25 protein-coding genes and 2 pseudogenes are annotated in these 25,132 nt (G+C 52.8%); 13 read left to right on the top strand and 14 right to left on the bottom strand.

The features are described from left to right. Window positions 1-32: 32 nt before the first annotated feature. A complete protein-coding gene (locus tag J2754_RS03835) occupies window positions 33-677 on the bottom strand; it encodes a helix-turn-helix domain-containing protein (protein ID WP_188878431.1) in 645 nt (214 codons plus the stop codon). A 442-nt stretch (window positions 678-1,119) separates the two neighbouring features. Between J2754_RS03835 and J2754_RS03830 the strand changes: the two genes are divergently transcribed. Continuing rightward, on the top strand, window positions 1,120-2,286 hold the full coding sequence (locus J2754_RS03830) for an FRG domain-containing protein (protein ID WP_188877943.1): 1,167 nt from the start codon (window positions 1,120-1,122) through the stop codon (window positions 2,284-2,286). A gap of 50 nt (window positions 2,287-2,336) precedes the next feature. Here the strand turns inward: J2754_RS03830 and J2754_RS03825 are convergent, their stop codons facing one another. The 5 genes from J2754_RS03825 to J2754_RS03805 all read right to left on the bottom strand — a co-directional run bounded on the left by J2754_RS03825 (window position 2,337) and on the right by J2754_RS03805 (window position 6,404). Beyond that, window positions 2,337-3,581 (bottom strand): DUF7964 domain-containing protein, encoded by a 1,245-nt coding sequence (locus tag J2754_RS03825; protein WP_211086731.1) that lies wholly within the window; start codon window positions 3,579-3,581, stop codon window positions 2,337-2,339. Further along, a complete protein-coding gene (locus J2754_RS03820) occupies window positions 3,571-4,035 on the bottom strand; it encodes a hypothetical protein (RefSeq protein WP_188876899.1) in 465 nt (154 codons plus the stop codon). The genes J2754_RS03825 and J2754_RS03820 overlap by 11 nt, the downstream gene beginning before the upstream one ends. Window positions 4,036-4,051: 16 nt before the next feature. Beyond that, window positions 4,052-4,774 carry a hypothetical protein gene (locus tag J2754_RS03815; RefSeq protein WP_188876898.1) on the bottom strand — a complete coding sequence of 241 codons (723 nt, stop codon included), beginning with the start codon at window positions 4,772-4,774 and terminating at the stop codon, window positions 4,052-4,054. Window positions 4,775-4,840: 66 nt separating this feature from the next. Further along, window positions 4,841-5,851 (bottom strand): restriction endonuclease, encoded by a 1,011-nt coding sequence (locus J2754_RS03810; RefSeq protein ID WP_188876897.1) that lies wholly within the window; start codon window positions 5,849-5,851, stop codon window positions 4,841-4,843. A 67-nt stretch (window positions 5,852-5,918) separates the two neighbouring features. After that, complete coding sequence (locus J2754_RS03805; RefSeq protein WP_211086730.1) at window positions 5,919-6,404, bottom strand: hypothetical protein; 486 nt, start codon at window positions 6,402-6,404, stop codon at window positions 5,919-5,921. 109 nt (window positions 6,405-6,513) lie between these two features. On the opposite strand from J2754_RS03805, the gene J2754_RS03800 reads away from it, so the two are divergent. Further along, a complete protein-coding gene (locus J2754_RS03800) occupies window positions 6,514-6,972 on the top strand; it encodes a TIR domain-containing protein (protein WP_188876895.1) in 459 nt (152 codons plus the stop codon). Continuing rightward, complete coding sequence (locus J2754_RS03795) at window positions 6,969-7,577, top strand: phage holin family protein (protein ID WP_188876894.1); 609 nt, start codon at window positions 6,969-6,971, stop codon at window positions 7,575-7,577. Before J2754_RS03800 ends, J2754_RS03795 begins: the two co-directional genes overlap by 4 nt. A gap of 12 nt (window positions 7,578-7,589) precedes the next feature. Here J2754_RS03795 and J2754_RS16065 read toward each other — a convergent pair whose 3' ends face one another. Continuing rightward, window positions 7,590-8,414 carry a TIR domain-containing protein gene (locus tag J2754_RS16065; RefSeq protein ID WP_229772761.1) on the bottom strand — a complete coding sequence of 275 codons (825 nt, stop codon included), beginning with the start codon at window positions 8,412-8,414 and terminating at the stop codon, window positions 7,590-7,592. 164 nt (window positions 8,415-8,578) lie between these two features. Here J2754_RS16065 and J2754_RS03785 point away from each other — a divergent pair, with 164 nt between their 5' ends. Together J2754_RS03785 and J2754_RS03780 are read left to right on the top strand one after the other, a co-directional pair. Next, window positions 8,579-9,112: a hypothetical protein gene (locus tag J2754_RS03785; RefSeq protein ID WP_188876893.1), complete on the top strand. Its 534-nt coding sequence runs from the start codon at window positions 8,579-8,581 to the stop codon at window positions 9,110-9,112. Further along, window positions 9,109-10,041 (top strand): tyrosine-type recombinase/integrase, encoded by a 933-nt coding sequence (locus J2754_RS03780; protein ID WP_188876892.1) that lies wholly within the window; start codon window positions 9,109-9,111, stop codon window positions 10,039-10,041. Before J2754_RS03785 ends, J2754_RS03780 begins: the two co-directional genes overlap by 4 nt. A 161-nt stretch (window positions 10,042-10,202) precedes the next feature. Here J2754_RS03780 and J2754_RS03775 read toward each other — a convergent pair whose 3' ends face one another. Together J2754_RS03775 and J2754_RS03770 are read right to left on the bottom strand one after the other, a co-directional pair. Further along, complete coding sequence (locus tag J2754_RS03775; RefSeq protein WP_188876891.1) at window positions 10,203-10,532, bottom strand: hypothetical protein; 330 nt, start codon at window positions 10,530-10,532, stop codon at window positions 10,203-10,205. A gap of 227 nt (window positions 10,533-10,759) precedes the next feature. Then, window positions 10,760-11,140: a zinc ribbon domain-containing protein gene (locus J2754_RS03770; RefSeq protein WP_188876890.1), complete on the bottom strand. Its 381-nt coding sequence runs from the start codon at window positions 11,138-11,140 to the stop codon at window positions 10,760-10,762. A 527-nt stretch (window positions 11,141-11,667) separates the two neighbouring features. On the opposite strand from J2754_RS03770, the gene J2754_RS03765 reads away from it, so the two are divergent. Then, the gene (locus J2754_RS03765) at window positions 11,668-12,189 is read left to right on the top strand and encodes a hypothetical protein (protein WP_188876889.1); all 522 of its coding nucleotides are present in this window, start codon (window positions 11,668-11,670) and stop codon (window positions 12,187-12,189) included. A 184-nt stretch (window positions 12,190-12,373) separates the two neighbouring features. Further along, window positions 12,374-13,237, top strand: a complete 864-nt coding sequence (locus J2754_RS03760; RefSeq protein WP_188876888.1) for a DUF6414 family protein — start codon at window positions 12,374-12,376, stop codon at window positions 13,235-13,237. Window positions 13,238-13,621: 384 nt separating this feature from the next. On the opposite strand, the gene J2754_RS03755 is transcribed toward J2754_RS03760, so the two are convergent. After that, window positions 13,622-14,869 (bottom strand): hypothetical protein, encoded by a 1,248-nt coding sequence (locus tag J2754_RS03755; RefSeq protein WP_211086729.1) that lies wholly within the window; start codon window positions 14,867-14,869, stop codon window positions 13,622-13,624. 621 nt (window positions 14,870-15,490) lie between these two features. On the opposite strand from J2754_RS03755, the gene J2754_RS03750 reads away from it, so the two are divergent. Beyond that, on the top strand, window positions 15,491-15,844 hold the full coding sequence (locus J2754_RS03750) for a hypothetical protein (protein WP_211086728.1): 354 nt from the start codon (window positions 15,491-15,493) through the stop codon (window positions 15,842-15,844). Here the strand turns inward: J2754_RS03750 and J2754_RS03745 are convergent. Both J2754_RS03745 and J2754_RS03740 read right to left on the bottom strand, forming a co-directional pair. Beyond that, window positions 15,841-16,839, bottom strand: coding sequence for a hypothetical protein (locus J2754_RS03745; RefSeq protein ID WP_245332885.1), 999 nt, complete (start codon window positions 16,837-16,839; stop codon window positions 15,841-15,843). The two genes, J2754_RS03750 and J2754_RS03745, sit on opposite strands and share 4 nt — an antisense overlap. A 146-nt stretch (window positions 16,840-16,985) precedes the next feature. Continuing rightward, window positions 16,986-18,623 carry a hypothetical protein gene (locus tag J2754_RS03740; protein ID WP_211086727.1) on the bottom strand — a complete coding sequence of 546 codons (1,638 nt, stop codon included), beginning with the start codon at window positions 18,621-18,623 and terminating at the stop codon, window positions 16,986-16,988. Window positions 18,624-18,902: 279 nt separating this feature from the next. Here J2754_RS03740 and J2754_RS03735 point away from each other — a divergent pair, with 279 nt between their 5' ends. After that, window positions 18,903-19,436, top strand: coding sequence for a hypothetical protein (locus J2754_RS03735; RefSeq protein ID WP_211086726.1), 534 nt, complete (start codon window positions 18,903-18,905; stop codon window positions 19,434-19,436). Continuing rightward, window positions 19,433-20,365: a tyrosine-type recombinase/integrase gene (locus tag J2754_RS03730; RefSeq protein WP_211086725.1), complete on the top strand. Its 933-nt coding sequence runs from the start codon at window positions 19,433-19,435 to the stop codon at window positions 20,363-20,365. Before J2754_RS03735 ends, J2754_RS03730 begins: the two co-directional genes overlap by 4 nt. A 350-nt stretch (window positions 20,366-20,715) precedes the next feature. Here the strand turns inward: J2754_RS03730 and J2754_RS03725 are convergent, their stop codons facing one another. Beyond that, window positions 20,716-21,096 carry a zinc ribbon domain-containing protein gene (locus tag J2754_RS03725; protein WP_211086724.1) on the bottom strand — a complete coding sequence of 127 codons (381 nt, stop codon included), beginning with the start codon at window positions 21,094-21,096 and terminating at the stop codon, window positions 20,716-20,718. 704 nt (window positions 21,097-21,800) lie between these two features. Here J2754_RS03725 and J2754_RS03720 point away from each other — a divergent pair. After that, window positions 21,801-23,237 (top strand): hypothetical protein, encoded by a 1,437-nt coding sequence (locus J2754_RS03720; RefSeq protein ID WP_211086723.1) that lies wholly within the window; start codon window positions 21,801-21,803, stop codon window positions 23,235-23,237. Window positions 23,238-23,654: 417 nt separating this feature from the next. Continuing rightward, window positions 23,655-23,936, top strand: a complete 282-nt coding sequence (locus J2754_RS03715; RefSeq protein ID WP_049910351.1) for a hypothetical protein — start codon at window positions 23,655-23,657, stop codon at window positions 23,934-23,936. A 133-nt stretch (window positions 23,937-24,069) separates the two neighbouring features. Here the strand turns inward: J2754_RS03715 and J2754_RS16685 are convergent. Next, a pseudogene (locus tag J2754_RS16685) lies at window positions 24,070-24,210 on the bottom strand (MarR family transcriptional regulator); the annotation flags it as partial. 113 nt (window positions 24,211-24,323) lie between these two features. Between J2754_RS16685 and J2754_RS03710 the strand changes: the two are divergent. Then, window positions 24,324-25,132: pseudogene (locus tag J2754_RS03710) on the top strand (IS4-like element ISH8 family transposase); the annotation flags it as partial.

The raw sequence follows: 25,132 nt of genomic DNA, 5'->3' as shown, positions 1-25,132 counted from the left end.
CACAGTACAGCTACGCTCCGGAGAGCCCACCGTCACCGTTCGGAACTGGCGAGGGTGTGATCAATCAACTGGTGCGTTCCACGGCGGAGACGCTCCGAGATCGCGGACGTGGTCGCGTCGAGTTCCGCCGAAAGATCTGTCAGGTCTGCCTCGCGGGGGACGGCGAAATACCCCAGTCGGTAGGCCACCAGTAGTGCCTCCCGCTGGGGGGCGGTGAGTCCGTAGTCGTCGCCGCCGTGTTCCGTCTCGCAGACCCGATGTGGACGGAACGTGACATTGCTAGACTGACAGGCGTCCCGGAAGGCTTCGAGATCCGCTCGGTCGGCGAACTGCGTGCTCACCGTCCACCCGTGCGCGGTCACGATCGCACCCATCGGGTACGTCTGCCGGGCGACCAGTTGAGTGTATATTTCGACGTAGTCCGTATCGAGAACGACCCGATACCGGGACTCGACGACAGTCGAGTCGATGGCAACGGACTCCACGACCGATTCGTCGCCGAGCAATGCCGACTCGAGCGCGTTCGGTTCGACGCCCGTCGCGGAGAACACGAGTGTCGTCTCGTCGGTCGCCCTGGAGACGACGTTGTCGACGATCAGCCTGGAGTCCAGTTCCTCTGCGATGGCACACAGCGGCAAATCCGCTAACTCCAACTCGAACTCGCAAATGATACCCATGTACGTCGTTTCGGCGACCGTCACAAATGCGTACGGGGGAGTCCCACCCGGCGAAGCCAACTGGTGTCGTCGTATCCGTTCGACGACCGCGTGCCGGGAGCTCACCGCCGGTGTCCCCGAACCACCGCTGAAGACGTGACAATCGCCCAGCTACCTTGGAGCGCGAGACGGTCAGAGCGGACGAACGGAGTAACCGGACCGCGTCCGGGAGCGCGCTGTCGCTCTCGGGACGCTATCTATCGCCCTATCCGGTCACCAACAGGCGGCGCTCTATGGGGACAGTGCGCCTCACTTCGCGAGTCGGTAATAGGTCGGCCTCGGCACTCACGACTCACAATCTATCCATAGTGAATGTGTTTAGCGCGTCTATCGAGGCTGCTCATTCTGTGATAGTGTAGGAAGAGTAAATCAATTAGGCTTCCACTCCACACTTCAAATTGAAATGAGCTCATGGCGCGAGGCATATTTTAACTACAAAGATCTCGACGACCCCGTTGAACGGCACTTTTTCCGCCGTAGTCTTGAGTTTTCTAAAAGCGAGCCTCTTGAAGACGTATATGAACTGGCTCTATTACTGAAATCCGTTCAGGGTGATAGGGATGAATGGTATTATCGCGGGCAAAGAGATGCCGATTGGACCATCCGCCCCAGCCTATTTCGCTACGACGTAGGTGATGTCGACCAGGAGATACGGAAATTATCTTCACTTGTCAGACACCTACAATCTGAGCTTCAAGTGTCGCAAGAAGATGCACTAGCCATTGCTAAGCATTATTCTGGAGTGCTGGAGAATACCGCTGTCAGGTCATGGCTGCTGGATGTTACAACAGAACCGCTTGTCGCTTGTTTCTTTGCAAGCTATAATTCAAATCCGGAGGACGTCGGTCGAGTTTGCTTATTCAAATCATACGAGATGGATCGCTACAGCTCTAGTACGCCGAAACGTCTAGGTGAAGTCAGATTCATATCTCCAAGCGACGTATCCCGGATTGAACGCCAACGTGCAGCGTTCATCGATGGCGCACACCCGGACCTTTTAGAGGGATATCTCCCATTGAATTGGCGGTTCCATCAGAAGGAAGATGTTGTTTTCTCCGACCCAGATCTTGCTATTACTGAGGAGGAATTACTCTGGGTTGAGGATGAATACAGAGAGATCATCCACAATTGGGAGGAAGATGTTTGGCCAGAAGATATCCCTCCCAGTAAGATGGTCACTCCACCCCATAATCCAACTGAACCCGTAACCCCGGTTGACTACTTATCGACCGTCAAGGAGTGGTTGGCTGATATGGACGAAAATTACGAGGATCTGAACGACGATGATCAACAACGTATCCGGGACTTGTGTCAAATCCATTCTGAAATGAGAGACTCAGATGAGATCTCTATGTCGCTGAAATCTGAAATCACCTTGAAACAGATTGTATCGTTTGTAGTGGGTTTCGCCCAGCAAAAAGACAGGAAGATCTCATTTGATGATATCGTCTCGCGGTACTGGCACGAATCGGGGGGCCCAGAAACCGATAGACAAGCGGTAAAACAAATAATTAGCAATGTTCGTCCAAGTCATGAATTCACGAGAAGCTGGGACAACCGATATTCATAGTAGCATATAGGATCCAATGATAAACTCTGTTTGGAACAGCTGCATGCGTTTTAGTTGATAGTGAAATCTCGGTCAGAGGCGTACTCTTCCATCCACGCTGAATATTCGTCGCTGACTAACTCCCAGATCGCAGAACCAAACTCAGAGGGGTCTGTTTGTCCAACATGATTTATCTCGCGATCGACAACCCAGCCTGGATCAAGGAGGGAAACAACCTGTGTTGTGTCCGAAGTTGACAGCACAACCGTACCTGTGTCTTCGACATCCTGTTCAGCCGAATCATCTAAACTGATGAAGACACCCTTTGCGAATGCAACCCTGTCCGCATCTTTTAGTTCGTTGATTGCGGAGCGCGACAAGGGACGCGCCGGAAGTGCGTCCACGACACGGTGATTTGTTGAACATATTGGGCATTCGTCGTCATTTAGATACGCTGTTGGATCGTGCTCGCTGTGTCCCTGCCGGTCAAGTTTGCGCCGGAACGTCTCAATGGTTTTCGAGTCAACCAGACTATCAGGATGTTCCTGAATGTGCTGTTTTATTTTCTCCTGCTCACGTGGAGAGGCCTTATTCTCGGTAATAATTTCAGCACGTCGAAACGGAATCTTGCTCCATGGTGAATGCACTACCTGCGGGGTCTCAATCGTCCCAGTCTGCTCAATACGTGCCTCGCCAAGCCCGTCAACACTTGGCGGATCAACACACGATAGGAGGAACATTTGAGGAAATTTGCTATAGATATAGATCCCATCGTCCACGGTCACGACGGATGCGTCGATACCCCGCGAAGAGTAGAATTCCCAGCCTTCAGGAGCTTCACTTGGTACAGATTCCGTCTCACCCAGTAAAATGAGGTGATGAGAGCGAGTGGCTGCCGAGAGCGGCTGATCACCGTTTAGAATAGCTCGCCAATGATGTTCGGCTTCTCTCAAGGCAGTCTGCTCGTCCGAGTCCCAAGCATCCATCGCCGAGAAGCTACTGACGAGGAACCTCCACGAGAGTGAAATGGTAAACCGCTTCAGCCAAGAGTCGTACTCGAAGTCCGTCTTTTGCTGCCGAATTACCGGATAGAAGATGCGAGACGCAAACTGCTGTTCCCAATCTCCTATTCGCTGCTCACACTCGCTACACAACAGCTTCTCCTTCTTATCTTGGATACGCGTATCCGGATCATCGACACCACGGAGAAATGGAGTCGCTCCGCTCTCTTTGAGCCACCTGATAACGAAATTCGGAATAATATGGCTCTGCCGTAACTCACGATCGTCTCCGCACAGCCGACATTTACTGCTCATGATAGCTCCACTCGCAGGAGTACCCCAGCTCATCGAAATCCTGCCCAGTATCGAACCTCACAAACAATCCATAGTCGTAGTCCAAGTGTTGCAGGTATGCTCGTATCTTCTGGCGGTCACCGTCGCTTGAGTTACCCGACTTCTTCGCTTCAATCACGAGGAGATTGTTTTCCTCTGACCCCCGCTGATGGATTATTACGTCAGGATAGACTGTCCCCTGACTATCGTCTTGCAGCATCTCCTCTGGGAGCCGCTTAGTCACATCACCGCCCTCGCCTATTCGGTTGTACTCGACATCTACGTCCCAAGGGTCACTGACTGCCTCTTGCAGATACATCCCGAGACAATGAGTGATGCTCCTCTCGTTAACATCGAACCTCAGTAAATCTGTATCCTCATCTATGACTCTCTCAAGAGCGACTGATACCGCTTGCCGTACCTCCTCTTCGTTCATACCTATATGTTGATTGTCACGGGTTCAACGCTTCGTACCGCTTCTTAACGACGTGAGCTGTTAACCCTACAAAGAACAGGGTTGCGACTCCAACATTGTCGTCGTAATATGCGTCTGGCTCACCGTGCATTATACGATGACGGTGTTGCCAGAAGTCACCCCACTTGTCTTTGAAAGCACTTCCCTGGTCGTTTTCGACACCGAAGATAGAGTACTGGTCGTACCAGTCTTCCAAGGCATCCTTTTTGTGGCCACTGTGATAGATGTCTTCTCCGTTGGCATTGGTTCTGTTCGTGGTGATATTCGGGTCGTGCTCACATAGCCAGATAATTAGCCCATCCAATGCCGATATTAGAGCCAATATTCCTGAATTGAAGTCCTGAATATCGTCATCACTAGAATCTTCAGCAAACATTTCAGAGCCATACTCTATTCGTTCCGCAATAGTTCCTAGGTCAGAATCTCCCGTCTCTTGTAACGAGAGTTGACCCTCGTGAGCCCACTTGAAGGCGTGATAGTATGCTTCATTTGATGGGGAATAGTCGCTCGGCTCGTAGTCCCATGGCGGGCCAATGTCGATATGTTTCTCCGCCTCTTTCTTAGCTCGTTCAAGACGTTTCTGGGCCTTTTGTATTGCATCGATAGCAGAGTCGATAGTGTCTTGTGATGGGAGCGAACCGGCGATACTCTCGTAATCTATCTCGGGGATATCTATTCCACTTACCGGATTATCAGACATATCAGTACAGTCTCAAGGTGGTTGGATAAAGGCCAGGAAAACCTAGACTGTCAGCGTTACTCATCGTTATTCTTCGAGTGGAGGGTCTTGAGAGGGAATGTAGATCTGCTTCAACGGTACTGTCGCCTGATACTCGGATTCGAGGTCGTCGTAGTGCTGAATCAGGAGGTCAATGAACTCATCCCGGTCGATGAGTGTGACCCGTTGTTCGGCGTTCCGTGCTGCATCCTGCGCTTCGCTGGTATAGCCACCAGTCGAGACGAATAGGCCCCGTTCGCCGTTCCCGAGGGTTCCGGTGAACGCTCTCATATCCGGGGAGCCGACTTTCTTCTGTTGGCGCTTCACCTGTGCCTTGATGTACGGCTCTTCGAATCCCAACGAGTCAGGGTGAGCGACCACGTCGATACCGCGGTCCTGACTGTCCCGCGTCTTCTTCGCGTGGTATCCCATCGCTCGTAGGACTGCGGCGACCAACTCCTCGAAGACGAACGGGTCCATGTTCGCCAGAATGTCGGAGATGAGTTCGTCTGCCTGATTCTCCACTTCGTCAACGAATGGTACAGTGTCCTCCTCGTCCTCGCTCTCATCGGGTGTCTCGCCGCTTAGAACGTCCGTGATTTCATCAATGCAGTCGTCAAGGGAGAACACCGTGAGCGTGCTTCCGAGTGTGTTCTTCGTCGAGGTCGTGAACTCGTCGCGGGAAACGGTGTCTTTCCACTCGACACGCCTGACGTGTGGGTATCCCGGCGGGTGGTCGCCTGGTTTCCACTCGTAACCACTTGTGACCTCGCCGATGAGATACTCGCGCTCCGTTTTGTCGTAGCTCAGAACCAGATGCCCCTCCTTCATCTCAAGCGCGAATCGATTCACTTGCCCCGCATTCTGAGCGAGACGCCGACTATTGTGCTGGGAATACTCGTCGGTCGAATTGAATCGGATCTTCATATCCTCGTATGACCGGATATCCGAAACGTCCCCCAGCTCCTTCCATCCGACCGCGACCAGAGAACGAGACTCGAATTCCTCGACTAACTCATTGTCATTCCCGGCGCGAACCATGAACGCTCGCTCAGCCATGTTATCCGGAACTATTCCGAACCTCCAAGTATCAAAGTTCGCACGTACTTTAGACTCGCAGTTGGTCTCATTCGCGCTGAGAGAGCATGACTTCCCGCCACTCATTGAGCGGGCCCAGAAATTCATCCGATTCTAGCCACTCCACCGAGCAGTCCGTTTTGAGAATATACCTATCGCTACTCTCTGCATCAAAAATCCCTTCGTCTGTTACGCCTGTTTCAAGGATTATCAGCATCAGATGGTCCAACATATACGCCATACCGGCTTCCAGCTGGTTCCAGGGTGTCGGTAAGTATTGCTCGTCAAGAGGTTCCCCCGCTCTATTTTCGCCGTCTTTCACTCGTTTCTGCTGAAACCCCAGAATGATTGCGCCGTCACATTCTTTCATCACCTCTCGAACCTTCTGAAGCGGAGTTTTGAATGAGTAATCGGAATAGCCGATAGACCGAATATTCATATTTCGGGCTTCCACCGTTGCCTCAATAGCCTCCCAGAATCGTTCCTGACGGTCATTCAAGCCATTTGGCTTGCTCACGAACACGTTCTGTTTCATCACTCGTGACCACTGCAGGCTTCTAAATTAATACCGTGGTCAGAACTGCCTCACTACTATCTCAACCCGTGGGGAAGCTACTATACCAGTGGGCTGTCTTGCTCGGATTATGTCGGACGATTCACTGAACATAGAAACAATAACTCTTAGCAGCGACGACAGACGAACAGAATACCGTCTATTCGTCTCCCACTCCTGGGATTATAGCGATGAATATGAGAATTTGATTGAACTGCTTGAGGAGGCAAACCATTTCGAATATACGAATTATAGCATCCCCGAAGAGGACGAGATTGATGCAGATACCGACGAGGAGTTAGAAGAGGCACTTCGTAAAGGACAGATTAAACCTGCTTCTGTTGTTATCGCCCTCGCTGGGCTCTATTCTTCCTATAGTGATTGGATTGGCCGAGAGATACGGATTGCTGAGGAAGAAGACAAGGCTATCTTGGGAGTAGAGCCGTGGGGAAGTGACAGCACCTCAAATTACGTGGAGCGGCATGCGGACCAGATGGTCGGATGGAATACCGACTCTATTGTTGATGCTATTCGTGATTTATCTCCATGAGCGATGACGAGGCAGAGGACTGTACCGAGACGGCAAGTGAGGATATTGACCAGAATACGGCACTTGAGCAGTGGAAGTTCTACGGTCAATCGACTCACCAAGTAAGCAATCGCCGCCTCAAGAACAATCGCTTCTATCTCCGGCTGCTCATTGCTCTATTGGGTGTCGCTGGAATCGGAGGAAAGCTCGGATTCATCACTCCCGTCGGGATACTGTTCATTGGAGCCATCGGCCTCCCCTTCTGCGTCCTTTGGACCTTTCACATTCTCTCATACAAACAACTGAACAGCGGGAAGTACCGCGTCCTCTGGCAAATGGCTGAACACCTTCCGTATGACCCATTTCAGATGGAATGGGACCGTCTCAAGGAGGGCGAAAAGCCAGACGTGTATATCAAACATACCACCGTTGAGGTCTGGTGGCCGCGTGTCTTCGGGTTCTTTTATGCAGTATTGGTAATCTTCGGGGCACTCTCGCTTCTGGATGAGCTGAGTTTCTACTGGTGGGGTGTCGGTATCCTCACTGTCATCTGGCTCATCTACGCTCTCCTCGTACTCAAAGGAAAAAGCCCGACTCAGAAATATTGGGACTACACAGGTGAGTAGGTGAGACACCGGTTATTTTGTGTGCTCAACAATTGCCCCTACGATTGATTTCTGCCGCCAACCAACCATCTCGACTGCTGCGTCTTCGACTACGTTCGGTGTCTGCTCGGAGCCGTGAGGACGAATCCCTACAATCGGTTTGTCAAACTCATTTGCTAATTCAATCTCGTTCTGAATCCATTCACGGTGCGCACTATACATTCCCGCGAGCACGAGGACGACGGCAGTGGTGCGTATCTGGTCCCGCAGTTGAGACCGAAGGTGAGCATCGTTCACTGTGTCAAGCGGGTCATCCAGGGGAACACTGTGGTTCTGCCAGTCCAACTCATCGAAGTCATTCAGAAAGTCAACTACGCGCTCGTACTCGTCGTTGTAGTCCCATGCGTGGCTGATGAACACATTGTACTGACGATTCTCCGGACTTGGCGGCCGCTGAGTGGTACTTCCCGGACTACTGGACGCTACCCCCGAGTCGCCGTCAGTGAGGTTTTGAATAATATCCCAAAGGAGCTTGACAACGACTGCGCCCCCGGCGAGAAGCAAAATGGCAATTGCTCCTTGCGGGATGTCATCTTTGTTTTCGAGTAGTTGTTTTACGAGCTCATATCGGGTGACGAAGTAGATGTTAGTGTTTCCCGGTTCCCAGACTGCAATATCATCTGTACTCGCCCAGCTTCGATGATGTACTCTGACTCCGGGAAGGACATCCGTATGAGCATCTAGTTCAGGCGGTATCGGTGGGACCTCATCTTGTTGAACCCACTCGATGGAATTGTTGACGAGGACGTTTTCGCGAATGCCCTGCCAACTCCGGTCAGGAGTGTTCGGTAGTTTCATACTCGAATATCAAACGGGAGGGTATTGTATGCTCGGAACTTGTTAACTTAACAGGATAGTCTGTCCAGCACGTCCTGTGTTTGTAGTCTCTCAGTCGCCATATCCATCGTTGCTATCCATACGCCTAGGTGCCTCCAGTCGTTATTGTCTGTTGTGAGACATGGATGAGTGACAAAGAGCCACAGCAGACCGAGTGGGAAACCGAGGTCGGGTTGTCCGAGGAGACGACCTACGTCGCCCTCTACCCGAATCGCAAGCACGCCGAGGAGTGGATGGAAGAGGCCGAGGAGCAAGGCTACGGGAGTCGGTCAAAGTACCTATACGAACTGATACAAGAGGCTCGTGCTGCCCGTCAAGAAGGGTTCCTTGCGTACAGTCAGAACGAGTCGAAGGTCGAAGAACTACAACTGCAAGTCGAGCAGTTGCAGGACGACCTCGAAGACGCTCGTAACTCCGAACCCGGTGAAATCGATATCGAACACGAGGAGTTCGTCACTGCGTTCCTCACTGACCGCTACCAGGAGTTCGAAAGCATCCTCCGGGAAGTCACGGGAAGCGGCGTCCTCACGGGCATCGTCAAGGATGCCGTCGAGGAGCAGCTGTTCGACCTCGCAGAAGAGGACAAGGTCGAATATAAGCAGGGGTACGGTTGGCGACTCGCTCACGACGACGCTGACACGGAGGCAGTCAAAGCATGACGGGCAAGACCCGCGAGAAGATTTACGAGAACGAGCACGACGCGGTCAACGACTTCATCCAACGGAAGGAGGCGATGGGTCGCAGTCGCCGGACGCTCAACGCCTACTCCCGAACGCTGAAATCATTCTTCCACGAGGAATTCCCTGACCTCGCGCCCGAAGACGTCAAGGTGGAACATATCGAGGACTACGTTGGTACGCTTGCCGACCGCGACCTTTCGCGGAACACGAAGCGGCGATACCTCGAATCGCTGTCGTCGTTCTACGGGTGGACGATGAAGCGGCCACGCTTCGAAGATATCACTGGGAATCCCGCAGCGGTCGTCCTCGAAGAAATCCCACAGAAGTACCGCGAACGTCCCGACTGCGCGACGTGGGAGAACGCGAAGAAAATCGTTCACAATATCGCTGACCCACGAAACAAGGCGATTGCCGTCATTCTCGCAAAGACCGGATGCCGGATTCGGGAGGCGCTCGAAATCGAAGAGGACGACCTGATGCTCGACGACGGATTCATTCGCCTCCGTGAGCGTAAGGGCGGGAGTCAGACGGTCGTCCCTGTTGACGAGGAGGTGAAGCACGCCATCAAGCGGTATCGACTCGTCCGCCCTGACAATAACTCTGAGTACCTGTTCCTGAGCGTGCGGGGTAGCCGCGTGCAGTCGACGCAGGTGCAGCGGGCCGTTCGGGATGCTGCGGTCAGAGCAGGCGTGATGGACGACGGCGAGACACGCTTTCACCGCAAATTTACGCCTCACACGTTCCGCACGGTGTTCACGACCCTGATGCGCAATAACGAGATGCCGGACCACATATTGCAGTACATCAGAGGAGACAGCAATAACCGAACGATGGACGTCTATACCCGTGTCTCGCGGGATGAGGCGAGGCAGTCATATCTTGAGTGCATCCAGTCACTCGAACTATAGCCCTCCCTTCGTAGAGCAATACGCGGAGACGCGAAGAGACTCGTTCGTCTAACGGTCGACGAGGTAGGCAGGTGTGTTCTATCGGACATCCACTGCACCGGGAGAGACGACGAACGTCTTCGGTCTGAGGGAAACGAGAATCATTGTGTCTTCTAACTGTCTCAGAGCGCACCGCTCCACGTTAGGTATGCTATGGCTGCGACCGGGATTGACGAGTACGCCCAGGACAGCGTGTAGTACCATCCTGGAAGGGATTCGTCGAACCCGTATGTATAGAGGGCGAGGCCAGCAACGAGAAGCCCGATATTCGCGTACCAGGTGAGCCAGTTGCTCACGAATGAGTAGTCGTATAGGTGGATGTTGATGGCTGCGACGTTCGCCCAGATGGCGGGTCGGCTGATGTACTGTTTCTCGACCAGCAATCCGAGTAGTATCAATGCAATCACGTCCAAATTCTCGATGACGACCGCAGGAAGCACATCAATCCACATGCATCGTACTTGTTGGGTGTCAAGATAATGCTTGTCCGAGCGGAGTGAAACTAATCGCCGTTTCCGACTGCACATTGCTTAATCAGTGGTCATCGGTGTACCTGCCTTCGCGTCTCCGACAAGACGCGCAACGCTCTCCCTGTTCGTGACCCCGGCCCCTACGATGTAACAGATGGAACCTGCCCTGCAAGAGCGAAGAGTCTGCTTCGTCTCAAAGGAAGCGTTTCTCAATCCGGTTTGAGGAATCCGAGGACGTTATCAGTGACATGCAAGAGTCCCCACAGCGGTAGTCCGACGACGAGCACCCCGAACCAGTAGCTGAAGAGTGCTATGTCGAGAGGGTGCGGGAGCGCAGTGATGGGAAGGCCCACTGCGTTGAGCCCGATGGCGAACAGGAACGAGAGGAATCCGAGGAGGTTCAGGGAACCAACGGCGCGACGAGGTGACTGGAACGGCCCACGGGGATTCGACCAGTCCCACGAGTTGTTCTCTGTCGAGGTCGCGTTGTCGGTCGTCTCGTCGTCGTCTCCCGCTACGGCTCCACACTCGGGACAGTACGAAGTGGCGTCGGCAAGCTCTGAACCACACTGTTGGCAGTAGTCAGGCATGCCACGGCGCTCGGAGAAGACGTTGGTAGGTGTGGTGGAGGAAATTCTATTCCGAAATCCCTCAGCTCAGAGATATAGATACTCTCCTGTTCGCTGTGGGACGTGTCTCAGCACTAGTCCGAATCGTTGTCTCTGTATTCACTTCGCGGAGCCCGAGGAGCAAGGTGGTGTGCTTGCGTTCGTCACTACCGACCCCCATGTTCCAACCTCTCGTCTTTACTATCGCTTAGACTGTAAGTACCCTCGTCAGACGGGTATCATATATTTAACAACGAGTGGGAAGACAGGTGTTTGAGAAAATATCGTTATGAGACTCTTTCAACGGGGTCAATCACTCTCGTCTATTGGTACAGCATACAGCTAAAAAAGCTAGCTACGTAAGTAGCTAGTAAAAAACTCGATTTGACCAGGTGTCGATGAGGTGGAGAACATAGTGTGCTATCTTTTAGCTTGGTAAGACTTCTTCCTAAGCGCGGGGGCATTTTTGGCTCGTACACGTAATCAGGTGTGGTCACTAACCCCCGTTGATGAGTTCGTGGAACCAGTATCTCTCGAGCAAGTGGAAGATGATGCAAAAGCAGGAGCAGTACGAAGAGGAAGCCTATCTTCGTCGCAAAGCACGGCGCGAGGGCAAGGAGTACAAGCCGCCAAACGTTCGAAAAGCCGAGGAAAAGCGTAGAAAAAAGCGTGCCGAACAGCGTGAATTCGCCGATGAGTTGCGCGAATATAAAAACGACCCGGCAGTATATGTGGAGAAGCGGCAGGAAGATGGCGTTCTGATTCAGAGCATTGAGGGGAATGACGAACCAGCTCCTCCGGGGGTTTGGATTCCATACGTCGGGTCGCAAGGTGGCCATGGCTGGGAAAATACTAGAACAGGGGAACGAAAGTACCAACTTGAGAAACCTGGGACGAATTCACGACTTGAGGAACCCCCGGACATCGAGGGCCGATGGCGTGAACCGGCGGAGCTGAGCTCAGACAATCCGGATTATGAAGCGCCGTTTACCCCCGATGAGGCACGCGAGTTCTTTAACACGAGAGATTGACTGTCTCTGCGGTTCCTCACTAGTTCTGATGTATCCCTCGGGGCGCCCCCTTGTCCCCGCTTCTCGTGGGAGTCTCTTGGGTCTACGACGAGAGACACTCGTGAGGCGTTCGAGCAGGATTGAGTATTCCTTATGAGTCTGTACCAAAGCAACCCTTATTCAATTAGCATCTGACCGGCTAACTATGACAAATCAACTCAAGGAGTTTGTCTATTTGAACGAAGTGAGTATAAACAACCATCTTTCATCGATGGGCAGAGGTGTGCCTGAGGAGGTCGTACAGCAATCAGGGGAGGAGACGGAGACGAGTGGAAATGCGAAAGTGGGTATCCCGAGTGTAGGTCTCGGGGCAGGCGGAAAAAGGAGCTACCTCGATTCGGACAACTTAGAGACGAGAATAACCGTTACTGGCCCTTATCGATTTCAGGAACTTCGTGACGAGATTGAGGACGCGGGAATTTCCATACATGACGGGAGCAATCCAGACGAGCTATCCAGAGGCGATGTTGTAGAGGTGTCTGGGAAACTGAAACCGATGTCTCTGTTCAAATTCGAGATAGCGTTTAAAGCATTTCTCGACATCATGGATAATGAAACTCAACAGTACTTGCAGGAGATTGATTATCAGGACCAACAGGTGCAAGAAGAGATATCCAAAGAGGACGTTGAGGAGTTGAAGAACATGCTCAACCTGATACAGAGATTTGCGGGGGATAAGATTCCGTTACGAGTTGACGTGGGCGGTCACCCATTTGGTATTCCCCTTGACCGAAATCACATGAGAAGTAACCCGGAGAGGGCGTTCTTCGAGGATAGGGAGTATACCGTGTTTGGTCGAGTAGAAAACCTCATTCAGGATGAAGAACAGTGGGACCCCGCAGCAGTAACGGATATTATCGACACGTACATTCCACAGGAACAGACCGGAGAAGAGATGCGGACCATACTCAAGCAGGTTTCGAGGGAATTCAATATGCAATTGAGCGATGAAGATTTCATAATCAAGTCTGCAGGGAGCATTGTCCACCCAATTGCAGTTCACTGGTAGCGGTCACTCATACAATTCTAAGGAACGTACTCGGACGAGCCATTTTAGACAACCTTCTATTCCGGAGGTTCAAGAACGAGAGAACGGAAGTGATCGATTCTCACTGTGAAACTCATATCTCGACTAGTGGAGTCGTAACCTCGATAGTAGTGACTGGGGCCTATGTGACGCCTCAGAGTGTACTCTATTCGCCTTTTGACTACGACTGTCCTCTCTCAGAGGGTAGTAGACACGATTCTCTGACGTTCGTACACTTCTTCCTGCAAATGTATGGATAGAAAGCTGGCCTCGGCACTCACGACTCACAATCTATCCATAGCGAATGTGTTTAGCGCGGCTATAGAGTCCGCTGAGTCCGTGATTGTATTCCAGACATCGGGACGGTTATCCTAAAATCGAAAGCGTCCCATCGACCAACTGAGGCGTGAGAAGTCCAGCCCCAATGAGGAGAATACCCAGAATGGCTACGATGGCTAATCGTGCCCAGTTGTTCTCTTCGGACAAGACGACACCGAGCCCCGAAAACGCTACCACCAATCCTCCGGTCAAAACAAGAGACACCCGACTTGCTTCGGCAACAGATAGTGTACTCAATATTGCCTGTGCCGATGTGACCACTACTGCAATAAGGCCGGCAAAGAATCCGATTGAGCGAAGCGTCTGATTTCGAAATCGCTCCATTCGCTCCTTGAGTTCGCCTTCGAGTTCTTCGGTTGAAGACTTGAACTCCTCTAATTCACTCTTTGCTTCTTCAAGAGCGCGGTCGGCACGTTCAGCATTTCGTCGAGCCTCTCTCAAGCTGTTCAATTGTTTGTAGTAGTTGTAGGCGTCACCAGCGTCCGAATCCTCATCTCCTGAATGTAATTCCAGAGCTTTGTTGATTTCCTCTTCTGCGGCTGCAAAGTCATCCATCAATTCTAAGATTTCGCTTCTGATTGCGTGAAATTCCGGGTCATCTGGGGACAGGGTAACCGCCTTCTGCGAATATGCTTCAGCAACAGATAGCACTTCACTACGTTCCCCTGATAGAGTTTGTATGTTCAGGGGTTCGGCTGGGCCGCTATAGTAGAAGGATACCACCCCCTTCGCAAAGTTAGAATAGAATCTTGGATTGGTGCAGGAGTCATCGATGATGCTATAACCAGATGATATCGCTGTTCGGTAGTGCTCCGTCTTGAACCCACGAAGATAGACTTCCGAACGTAGATACTGATAAATCGGCCTATCGGAGAATTCTCTTTCGAACTCAGTCAAATATTGTTTGAGGGTGAAGAAGTCAGCCGTATCATCCATTGAAACCCGTATTAACATATAGAACGCGCCAAAGACGACCTCTCTGCGGAAAGGTCCCATTGGTGAGTCGCCCAAATCCATTGGCGACGAAGTTTCACTCTCGGGAATCAACAATTCTAGTAGGTCGTCTCTGTGAATCCGCGATACGTGCTTTGATTGCGAACAGTACCTATCGAGGTAAGCAATGTACTCAGGGTCAGTTGTTGACAGACGACCGTCTTCAATCAGTTCAGAAACCTCGCGTAGATAGTCCACGAGAACTTTCAGCTTCTCGCTCCTTTGTGTCTCAATCACATCATCAAAATAATCCTCTAATTCTGGTATCGTTCTATAGTCCATAGTGTACTGTCTTCCTCCACCTCCGATAATAATTCGTCATTCGAACTTCCTCTTCCTCTCAATTATGTCGGGTGACGGCTATACGTGGAAGCTCTCGCCGCAACTTTGGCACGTTGCCCACCCTCCCTGCTTCACCTTCTGTTTCTCACCACACTCAGGACACTCACGCCATACTGAACGATTCCTGTTGGACATACACTCCACAACAAATGTCTGAGTTATATTCATATCTCGCCTGTCTGGGCCCTAGGTATAGCTATTACTTTCACTCTGGTTGGAGGACATTCATGACGGTGGCGGTGAGTATTGGAACTGGTGAAAGCTCGTGAGTTCTATCATCTGCCAAGCGATTCGTGAGAAGAGAGTTATCGAGTTCCGATACGACGGTCACTACCGAAAAGTGGAGCCCTACTGCCACGGTCGAAGTAAGAAGGGTAAGGAGTCACTTCGGGGGTACCAGATTGCCGGTGGGAGCAACTCTCGGAGTGTCCCGTTTTGGCGTCTCTTCACGACAGCGAAGATGGGGAATCTGACACTTACGGACGAGACGTTCGCCGGGAACCGTCCTCGATATAATCCAAACGACAAGGACCTGCGCCCGATTCACTGTAACGTCTGACCATGGACAAGGAACGAGCGAAAGAACTGATGTTCGATGAAGGCGAGGACGGTGAGGGATTCAAGGATTCGATTGTCGTCGTCGAGCTGGAGCTTATCGAGGAAGATGCTGGCGTCATTCGGGGAGAATTGATTATCGAAGGAGAAGTAGATACAACGGGAAGTCTTCTCGTTCCCCTAAATCAGCCAAAACCGGAGAATTGGCAGGATTTGGAAGTCGGAGAGACGAAAGCGTACGCGCTCAGGATTGACTCCCGGAAAGAAACACTGCGTGAGAAGATGAGCGCGTTCTTCAGTCGTAGCTTGGAAGAGGGGCGCGTACAGGACTTCGTTCCGGGAACGCCTCCGGGGACTTAGACATCTTCCAATTGGGTTGTGTACTCTGGATTCTCCCGAAGCTCGGATAATGAGACGTATCGATGCCCTTGGACAAATGCAACCGTTCGGTCAGAATCACTCGCAGTCTTGTCGTTCTTCACCGGGCGGTCGAGTTCGATACCGTCCCGTAGGAAGATGACCTTCTCCGTCTCACCATGCCGTTCAGAATCCTCCTTGCGAAACTGCGTGACTGCGTCAAGCAGTTGCTTACGTTGTGACTGCGAGAGGTCCGGGTGACTTCGTACCGTGTCCTCATTGAGTTCGATGCTCCCGATTGCATCCGTCACCGTCGGAACTGCCGTTTTGATTTCTCCGTCAGTGTAGAACGCTAAATGGTCGACAGGCTTGAACGACCGATTCGTCTGACAGAAGTATAGCCCGTGCTCCTGATACTCAGGCCACGCCTTGCGAGCCGCGACGACCAACACGCGGTCCTCCTTCCCGCTGACGAGGTCTTCGTCGTAGAGGAAGCGACTCAGTTCGCGCAGGAGGAAGGCCTCGCGTTCTGTGGGTACGGACATACTCGCCTCGGCATTCCCCACGTCTCGTTCAAGAACTGTCTCGATGGTATCAATGAGTGAGTCGAAGTTGGCCCATACGATACGCTCGTCTTCGATTTCAGCCACCTCGTCAGGGAGTTGAGCATCAGGGGTCAGAACGATGAGACGCTGTAGTTCTGCTTCATCCTCGTCGAGTGCATGAAGATGATTTTCCAGTTGTTCTTCGTCCACAGCGTCCCGACTCGTCTTCGTCTCGAACCAGAGCGCGGTCGAACTCTTAATCGCAGCATCGGGAACCGAGTCGACGCCCGTCACTTGATTATCGAACGAGACGAGCGACAGGTCCGATTCGTCGGTCAATGCTTCCAGAATATCCTCTGCTAACTGATTGTTGACGTGCTCAAGGACGGCGATGACCGTTGATGTAACCCGATTCTCGCCCTGTGTGTACGTCGAGAAGAGTGGGTTCGGCATACACCGTGATTCAAACACCTGTCTCAAAAGCTCTGGGCCGACCAGTTGCTATATGTTCAGTCGTTATACTCACAGGGATTGAACTGAATGTGATGTTGAGATGGATTTGCTCGGTTGTCGAATACTGGACTTCCTTCAGTTGCAGACTACGTCGATTCTATTGCCTCACAGATGTCGGTGAGCGATTCAGCTAATTGATTCATAATATAGCAATAGGCTTCGCGGTAATCGTCTACATCTGCTGATATCCCGAACGACCGCATCCCTCGGTCCCATTTACTCGTTGCGCTACGATGGTCCGCGACCACTCTCAAATCATAGACTCCATTTATTGGGTCAAATATCTCTCCCGCTGCTTCTTCATCCAGATGTTCAGCCGTAAGCTCGAAAAGAGCCGATTTTGAACCAGTTACATTGTCTTCTCTCTCAGTGGAGAGGACTTCTCGAATACTATCCGTATCAATCCGTTCAAAGAACACTTTGTTTAGTGCATCCATGCTGTCCAAAAGAGCATCCCGCTCATTTCTGGCAGGCATGATTACGTGGTGGACAGGGTCGGTATCGTCTACGGGCTCAAAGATTGAGGTGTCGTATCTCTCTTCAACGGCATCATTCACTGAAGAGATTGCATTCAGGACCTTATTGCTGTATGACTCGGAATCCACAAACTCGGCCAATATAAAGTTCTTAATTCCCTCTTCCGGGATACTACCAGATGGTGCAATATTGTGAGTTTTCCAGTGTGGTATCTCCTGGTCAGGAATATGAGACAAGTCGTCGAGCAGCAGTGCGACTTCAAACTCGTCGTTCCGATAGACCCTTTCCGAGAAAATATCCTTCCAACCTACATCCGCACCTTGACGAGACCACCAATTCACATGCCCGTCATCAGACTTGATGTATTTCTCTAATACGCTCATGTCGAAAAAGACCCAATCGTAGAAGCTCATCGCCTCTTCCAGACTCTCTGCCCCACCTGCGGGACGCCTCAACCCAGCCTCTTCGAATCCACGCTGATTTTCAACATCGTCCGGGGTATAGGAATCTCCTCGAATAGTTCTAAATGGGATTTGCCGGTTCTGACTGGCCTCCTCTTCTGCGCTCCGGCTTGATGACGAGGGCAAAATCGCATGGAACCAGTGTAATTCTATATGTGGATACCGTTCTTCCAAGCCATCAACATAACGTGATAGCTTCTTTGCGGGAAATCCATCCAACTCCCATTCCGTCCACCCGTCATCGTCAACGTCTACTGAGATAGTTGATTCTCGGAGGCTTCTCGACTGGAAATATGCTAACACGAGAGCTGCATTACGAGCATCAAGATAGTCCAGTAGATATCCCGTTTGGATGTCCATAGAGAGTAGATTGTCTGTGACAAATCCTGATTGCTCCATTCGTGACTCCCACGCCTCTTCATCAAATCTAATGACATGGTCATCGGTCTCGTGGGAGTGGAAGTTTCTCAGGCCGTCTTCGACGAGTGTGTGAAAGCTTAGAATCCCGTGCTCAACTCTCGGAGCATCATGGCGAAATTTCGTTAGAAAACGATGTGCTTCGACTCCGTTAACGGTCTTTGTAGACTCGTCGTCCCAGTGGTCGCCTTTTTCAGAACTCCAAGCAGGAGTTCCACCATGGAACACCAAACGGGGGGCTTGCGATTTCGGGTCTCCATCAAGGAATTCATCGATATCGTCTAAATCAACTAACACTGGCTGCACATTGAATGCCTGCCGTACTCTTCCGTAATCCGTCTCAAGACTCTTGTCCCCTGATTGGTACACTCGGGTCCAGTTGCCGCGGATAGGGGAAAACGAATCTGCGTCTTCGAATTCTAACCACCGAGAAACAGCATCTCGGGGTATAGGGGTTGACCGAACCGAGAACATCGTTGATAACGAACAAACCCCACGCACATATAATAGAACCTTTCATAAGAACACCAACAAGGCACCTCCACCGTATTCTCTGTTGAAATGCTTTCCTCCTACAGTCACCATATCCATCGTTGCTATCCATAGGCCTAGGAGCGTCCAGTCGTAATTGTCTGTTGTGAGACACGAATGAGTGATGAAGAGCCACAGCAGACAGAGTGGGAGACCGAGGTCGGCTTGTCCGAAGAGACGACCTACGTCGCCCTCTACCCGAGTCGCAAGCACGCCGAGGAGTGGATGGAAGAGGCCGAAGAGCAAGGCTACGGGAGTCGGTCGAAGTACCTCTACGAACTGATACAGGAGGCCCGTGCTGCCCGTCAAGAAGGGTTCCTCGCGTACAGTCAGAACGAGTCGAAGGTGGAAGAACTCCAACTGCAAGTCGAGCAGTTACAGGACGACCTCGAAGACGCTCGGAACTCCGAGCCGGGTGAAATCGATATCGAACACGAGGAGTTCGTCACTGCGTTCCTCACCGACCGCTACCAGGAGTTCGAAACCATTCTCCGAGAAGTTACGGAGAGCGGCGTCCTCACCGGAATCGTCAAGGATGCTGTCGAGGAGCAACTGTTCGACCTCGCGGAAGAGAACAAGGTCGAATATAAGCAAGGGTATGGCTGGCGACTCGCTCACGACGACGCTGACGCGGAGGCGGTCGAAGCATGACGGGAAAGACCCGCGAGAAGATTTACGAGAACAAGCACGATGCTGTCAACGACTTCATCCAGCGTAAGGAGGCCATGGGCCGTAGTCGGAGGACGCTCAACGCCTACTCCCGAACCCTGAAATCGTTCTTCCATGAGGAGTTCCCTGACCTCGCACCCGAAGACGTCACGCCGGAGCATATCGAGGATTACGTCAGCACGCTTGCCGCCCGCGACCTCTCGCAGAACACGAAGCGGCGATACCTCGAATCGTTGAGTTCGTTCTACGGATGGACGATGAAGCGCCCGCGATTCGAGAACATCACCGGCAATCCCGCAGCGGTCGTCCTTGAAGAAATCCCGCAGAAGTACCGTGAGCGTCCTGACTGCGCGACGTGGGAGAACGCGAAGAAAATCGTTCACAATATCGCTGACCCACGAAACAAGGCGATTGCCGTCATTCTCGCAAAGACCGGATGCCGGATTCGGGAGGCACTCGAAATCGAAGAGGACGACCTGATGCTCGACGACGGATTCATTCGCCTCCGTGAGCGTAAGGGCGGGAGTCAGACGGTCGTCCCTGTTGACGAGGAGGTGAAGCACGCCATCAAGCGGTATCGACTCGTCCGCCCTGACAATGACTCTGAGTACCTGTTCCTGAGCGTGCGGGGTAGCCGCGTGCAGTCGACGCAGGTGCAGCGGGCCGTTCGGGATGCTGCGGTCAGAGCAGGCGTGATGGACGACGGCGAGACACGCTTTCACCGCAAATTTACGCCTCACACGTTCCGGACAGTTTTCACGACGTTGATGAGAAATCAAGGCATGAAGGACCACGTTCTCCAATACATTCGTGGAGACGCCAACAGCCGCACGATGGACGTCTACACCCGCGTTGACCGTGACGACGCCCGACAAGAATATCTCGAGTGCATCGAGTCTCTCGACCTCTAGTCTCCCCCTCGTGAAGCAATACGGGGAGACACGAAGAGACGCGGTCGTGAAGCAAGTCGATGGGGCGGGTCCCTGTGTTCTATCGGACATCTACTGCACCGTGGAGACGACCGATTGTCTTCGGTCTCAGGGGTTGATACATCTGACAGGGCGAACTTTCAGCAAAATTCTGCTTGAAGTCCTGCTCAACGAGGTTCCTGTCGTGACTCTAGGGTCGCCGGTACGCCTGCGTTCGAGTCTCCGACAAGACGCGCAACGCTCTCCCTGTTCGTGACTCCGGCTCCTACGATGTAACAGATAGAACCTCCCTCCCCAGAGCGAGGAGTCTGCTTACGTCTCTGAGGTCGGGATTATTCGTACTTCAGAAATCCGAGCACGTTGTCGGAGACGTGTAGGAGTCCCCACAACGGCAACCCGACGACGATAACGCCGAACCAGAACGCAAAGAGGGCTATATCGAGAGGATGCGGGAGCGCAGTGATGGGCAGGCCCACTGCGTTGAGCCCGATGGCGAGCAGGAACGAGACGAACCCGAGGAGGTTCAGGGAACCAACGGCGCGACGAGGTGACAGGAACGGACCACGGGGATTCGACCAGTCCCACGAGTCGTTCTCTGTCGAGGTCGCGTTGTCGGTCGTCTCGTAGTCGTCTCCGACTGCGACTCCACACTCGGGACAGTACGAGACATCGTCGTCAAGCTTTGCACCACACTGTTGGCAGTAGTCAGGCATGCCACGGCGCTCGGAGAAGACGTTGGTAGGTGTGGTGGCGAATTTTCTATTCCGAAATCCTACAAATCGCTGATATAGACATTCTCCTTCTTACTGTGTGACTCGTCTCTCCACTAGTCCGAATCGTTGTCTCTGTGTTCACTTCGTGGAGACCGAAGAACAAGGTGGTGTGCTTGCGTTCGTTATCTGTGGTCCCCGTGTTCCATCGCCTCCACTCTGCTATTGCTTAGCCTGTAAGCATCTGCGTTAGACTGGGTTTGAGCTATTTAACGGCGTAGGGGAAGACAGGTGCTAGAGAAAATACGTTGTTCAACTCCATGAGCTAATCTGGTCACTACTCCCCTTCGTATACAGCTAAAAAAGCTAGCTACTAACGTAGCTAGTAAAAAACTCGATTTGACCGGGTGTTGATGGGTGAGATTAAGATTGCTAATGATTACCGTGTCAACCCTTCGTCCTACATACGGGGTCATTTTTGGCTCGTACATGTAATCCGGGGTGGTCACTCACTTCCGGGCGTGGAGCCTCGATGGTCAGTTGGGCTACGAGCGATTCGTTGGAAGGCTTCACACATGGTGTCGAAAATGGCTAAAACCCAATCTTACGACGGACGAGATGCACAGGAAGAGAATGCAAAGACGGTTGGGCCGATTTACGAAAGCCCACGAGGATGGCCCCGTGACCTCCCCGCGAATTTGCTTTCATTGGAATTCTCGAATTATTCTGACGACGAACTCAGAGAGCTGTACGAATCGTCACGCAGGGAGTACTCGACGGCTGAAGTCAACCGGGCCCGCGGTCTGGAACTCGAGAGTCGTGAACAGAAGCTCGCTCGCAGGTACGAGCGTGCCAAGAAGAATTCCAAGGGGGCGACCTCGGCAACAACGAGCGCCGCGACCGGCTCGTCTGAAATCAATCGCTCAGACGGCGAAAGCGCCCGGAATTCAAACGACTCTCCCGAACTGACGACGAAGCCTTCTCTTGCGGACTACGACGTGCGAGAGGTCATCCGTGACGAGTTCGACGAAGAGGGCTGGACGGTGATGAAGCCGTTATTGGCAACCCACGCGACGTTGCTGCTTGATGACATCGAATCATCCCGAGCGATGATGGTCGAGGGCCAGTCGGGCGTGGGCAAGACGATGCTACTCAAAACGTTCGGGGGGCTCACCGAGCAGTTTTGTCGTCGTTCAGATATCACTCCTGCCTCGTTTGTGAGCGCAGGGCCTTCAAAATCGACAGGCAACTCGACTAATACCGACTTGCTCCCACAACTCGAAGGCCGGACTCTCGCCGTGCGCGACGCCCAGACATTATTTGGAGGGAGCGAGCAGACAATTCAGAGCCGGTGGGGGACGATGGCACGGATAATGGACGGTGACGGCTTCTACCGCCATACTGCGACCCACGGTAAGGCCGGGTACGATGATATCCGGTTCAACTTCATCGGTGCGACAACACCTCTTAGCCCGCGAGCGTGGAGGATGATGGGCAACGTAGGGCAGCGCCTTCTCTTCGTCGAGTGGCCCGAGGAGGAGTACGATGATGGGTGGCTGGCATCTGTGGTTGACGGAGGTGAACGGCGACCCATTGAACGTGGCCAAGATGTCGTCCAAGAATTCCTACATGACCTCTGGGAGTTCCACGGCGGCTCATCAAGCGTCACATGGGACGACGAGCGCCCGAACGAAGTCATGGAGCTGATTGAATATCTCGCCAAAGTCGTCATCTACGCCCGCGCTTCAATCACGAATAGAGAGTCACAACGCGAGGCTCCGAAGCGAATCGGGCAGCTCCTCCACGACCTCGCCCGTGGTCACGCGCTCATCCACGGTCGCACCCATCTCGAACTCGAAGACGTCGAAGTATGTGGACGGGTTGCCCTGAGTACCATGCCGTCGAAACGTCGGGGAATCGTCCGGGCGCTCCTCGGCCCGGACCGGGACGCCCCACTCACCGCAAGCGATGTGGAGACGATTCTGGACGTGAGCCGGCCGACCGCCCGCGACCGTATTGACGACGTGGTGGCTCTCGGCTTCGGGGAAGTCGTTGAGACAACCGGACGCGGGGGGACCACGAAGGCGGTCGAGGTGAACTCGGAGTTCCGCTGGCCTGACGGAGTCCCGTTCCCCGAGTTCTAGCGGCTCACGGCTCTGCATTTTCTCGCCACCAGTCTCGTGAAGCTGAAAATATTTTCAGAGTACCCGCGCTTGACGCGCCGGAATCGTCAATCGACCAGTCTGCAACACCGAATGTAGGGGTCAGTCGTCACAGGTACGTGTTGGTCGAGGATTCTTTCAGCTTCGCATCTACAGTGGTTGCAGTTTGGAATCGCACAACATAGACGGAAATCATTCGTGGACTGTCTCAACCGAGGGGCTTACAATCGACTACGGGAAAATCCGCTATCAAAACTATCAGATATTTGAGTAAACTACTTCTGTGCTGGTCACTTACCCAGACACAGAATGAGTTTGGGATTGTATGAGCGGTTTGCGCGGCAGTCGTCAGTCGATTCGTGCAAGGAAGAGGCTGATGCGGTGGGAGCGTATCGCCCGATGGTTGTTGACCGTCTGCTGAGGCATCTAGAACGAATTGCCGATACTGGGGATATCGACGGGTGGCTGGATTACGTTGACCCGGAGCTCACCTACGATGAAAACAAGGCCAAGCTGAAACGGGAGGCCAGAGCCGAAGGACACGGCACACCATTCAAATGCGACAGAGAAGCGTACGTCTCGAAGATGCTGGCCAAGCAGGAGGAGTATGAGCAGAGGATGAAAGAGGAACGAGATAGACAACGAGCCCGAGAGGAGATGTACCGTAATTCGATGCGCTAAGTCGCCTATTGCAGCAACCGAAGACACTAGCGTCTCTGCGGTTCCTCACTCGTTCCGATATATCCCTCGGGGCGCTCTGTTCCTCTCGCTTCTCGTGCGAGTCTCTTCGGTCTACGGTGAGAGACAGCGTTTGTTAGTCCGGTTTGTCGAGTGTGAAGTCATCAGCATCAGCTTCGCCCGCAAGAAATCGCTCTCCAAGGTCAGTGAGACGGTAGTTTGAGGCGTCAGCCCGTTGTAGCAGTCCCGCATCTGTTAGCTTCCGACACCGCCGAGCATCCGTCTTTAGTTAAGCGAGAAACCGCGTGATAGCGGCGGCTTATCGAGGCACCTTTCGGAAGGAATGAGGAAGTCCAGTCTGTGCACGACAAGGACTCCTCATCTCGGATTATGCGTCGACTCACTACACTGTTTCCCTCTGAGTTCCTCGAAGAGCACGCCGAGGAACTCGGCGTGGTCGAACGTGACCGCAAACTCCAGATCCCTGCCTTCGTTTGGGCATTCGTGTTCGGCTTCGCCGCAGGCGAAAGCCGAACACTCGCCGGGTTTAGACGCTGTTACAACTCGACTGCCGATGAGACGATCTCTCCGGGTGGATTCTATCAGCGGTTGACACCGACGCTTGCGGAGTATCTCCGCGACCTCGTCGAGCATGGTCTCGACGAGGTCGCTGTTCCTAACGCTGTTGACGCTGATATCGACCGATTTAGAGACGTGATGATCGCTGATGGAACGGTGTTGCGGTTACACGAATTTCTCTCAGATCAGTTCGAAGCCCGCCACGAGGAGCAGGCTGGAGCGAAGCTCCACCTGCTCCACAATGCCACAGAGCAGACGATTGAACGGCTCGATACTGCTAACGAGAAAACGCACGACAGCACCTTGTTCAAAACAGGGCCGTGGCTTGAGAATCGCCTCGTGTTGTTCGATCTCGCCTACTTCAAGTACCGCCGGTTTGCGCTGATCGACGAAAACGACGGCTACTTCGTGAGTCGGCTGAAGCAGAACGCGAATCCGCTGATTACGAGGGAGTTACGGGAATGGCGCGGTCGCGCCATTCCCTTAGAGGGCAAGCAGCTCCGAGCTGTTCTCGACGATCTCGATCGGAAATACATCGATGTGGAGGTCGAAGTCGAGTTCAAACGGGGGCCGTACAATGGGACACAGTCGCTGGATACGAAGCGATTTCGCGTCGTCGG

The sequence above is a fragment of the Halarchaeum nitratireducens genome, assembly GCF_017874695.1.
Taxonomy (GTDB): domain Archaea; phylum Halobacteriota; class Halobacteria; order Halobacteriales; family Halobacteriaceae; genus Halarchaeum; species Halarchaeum nitratireducens.
The sequence above is the reverse complement of the archived record's forward strand: the minus strand, read 5'-3'. Positions and strand labels throughout refer to the sequence as shown.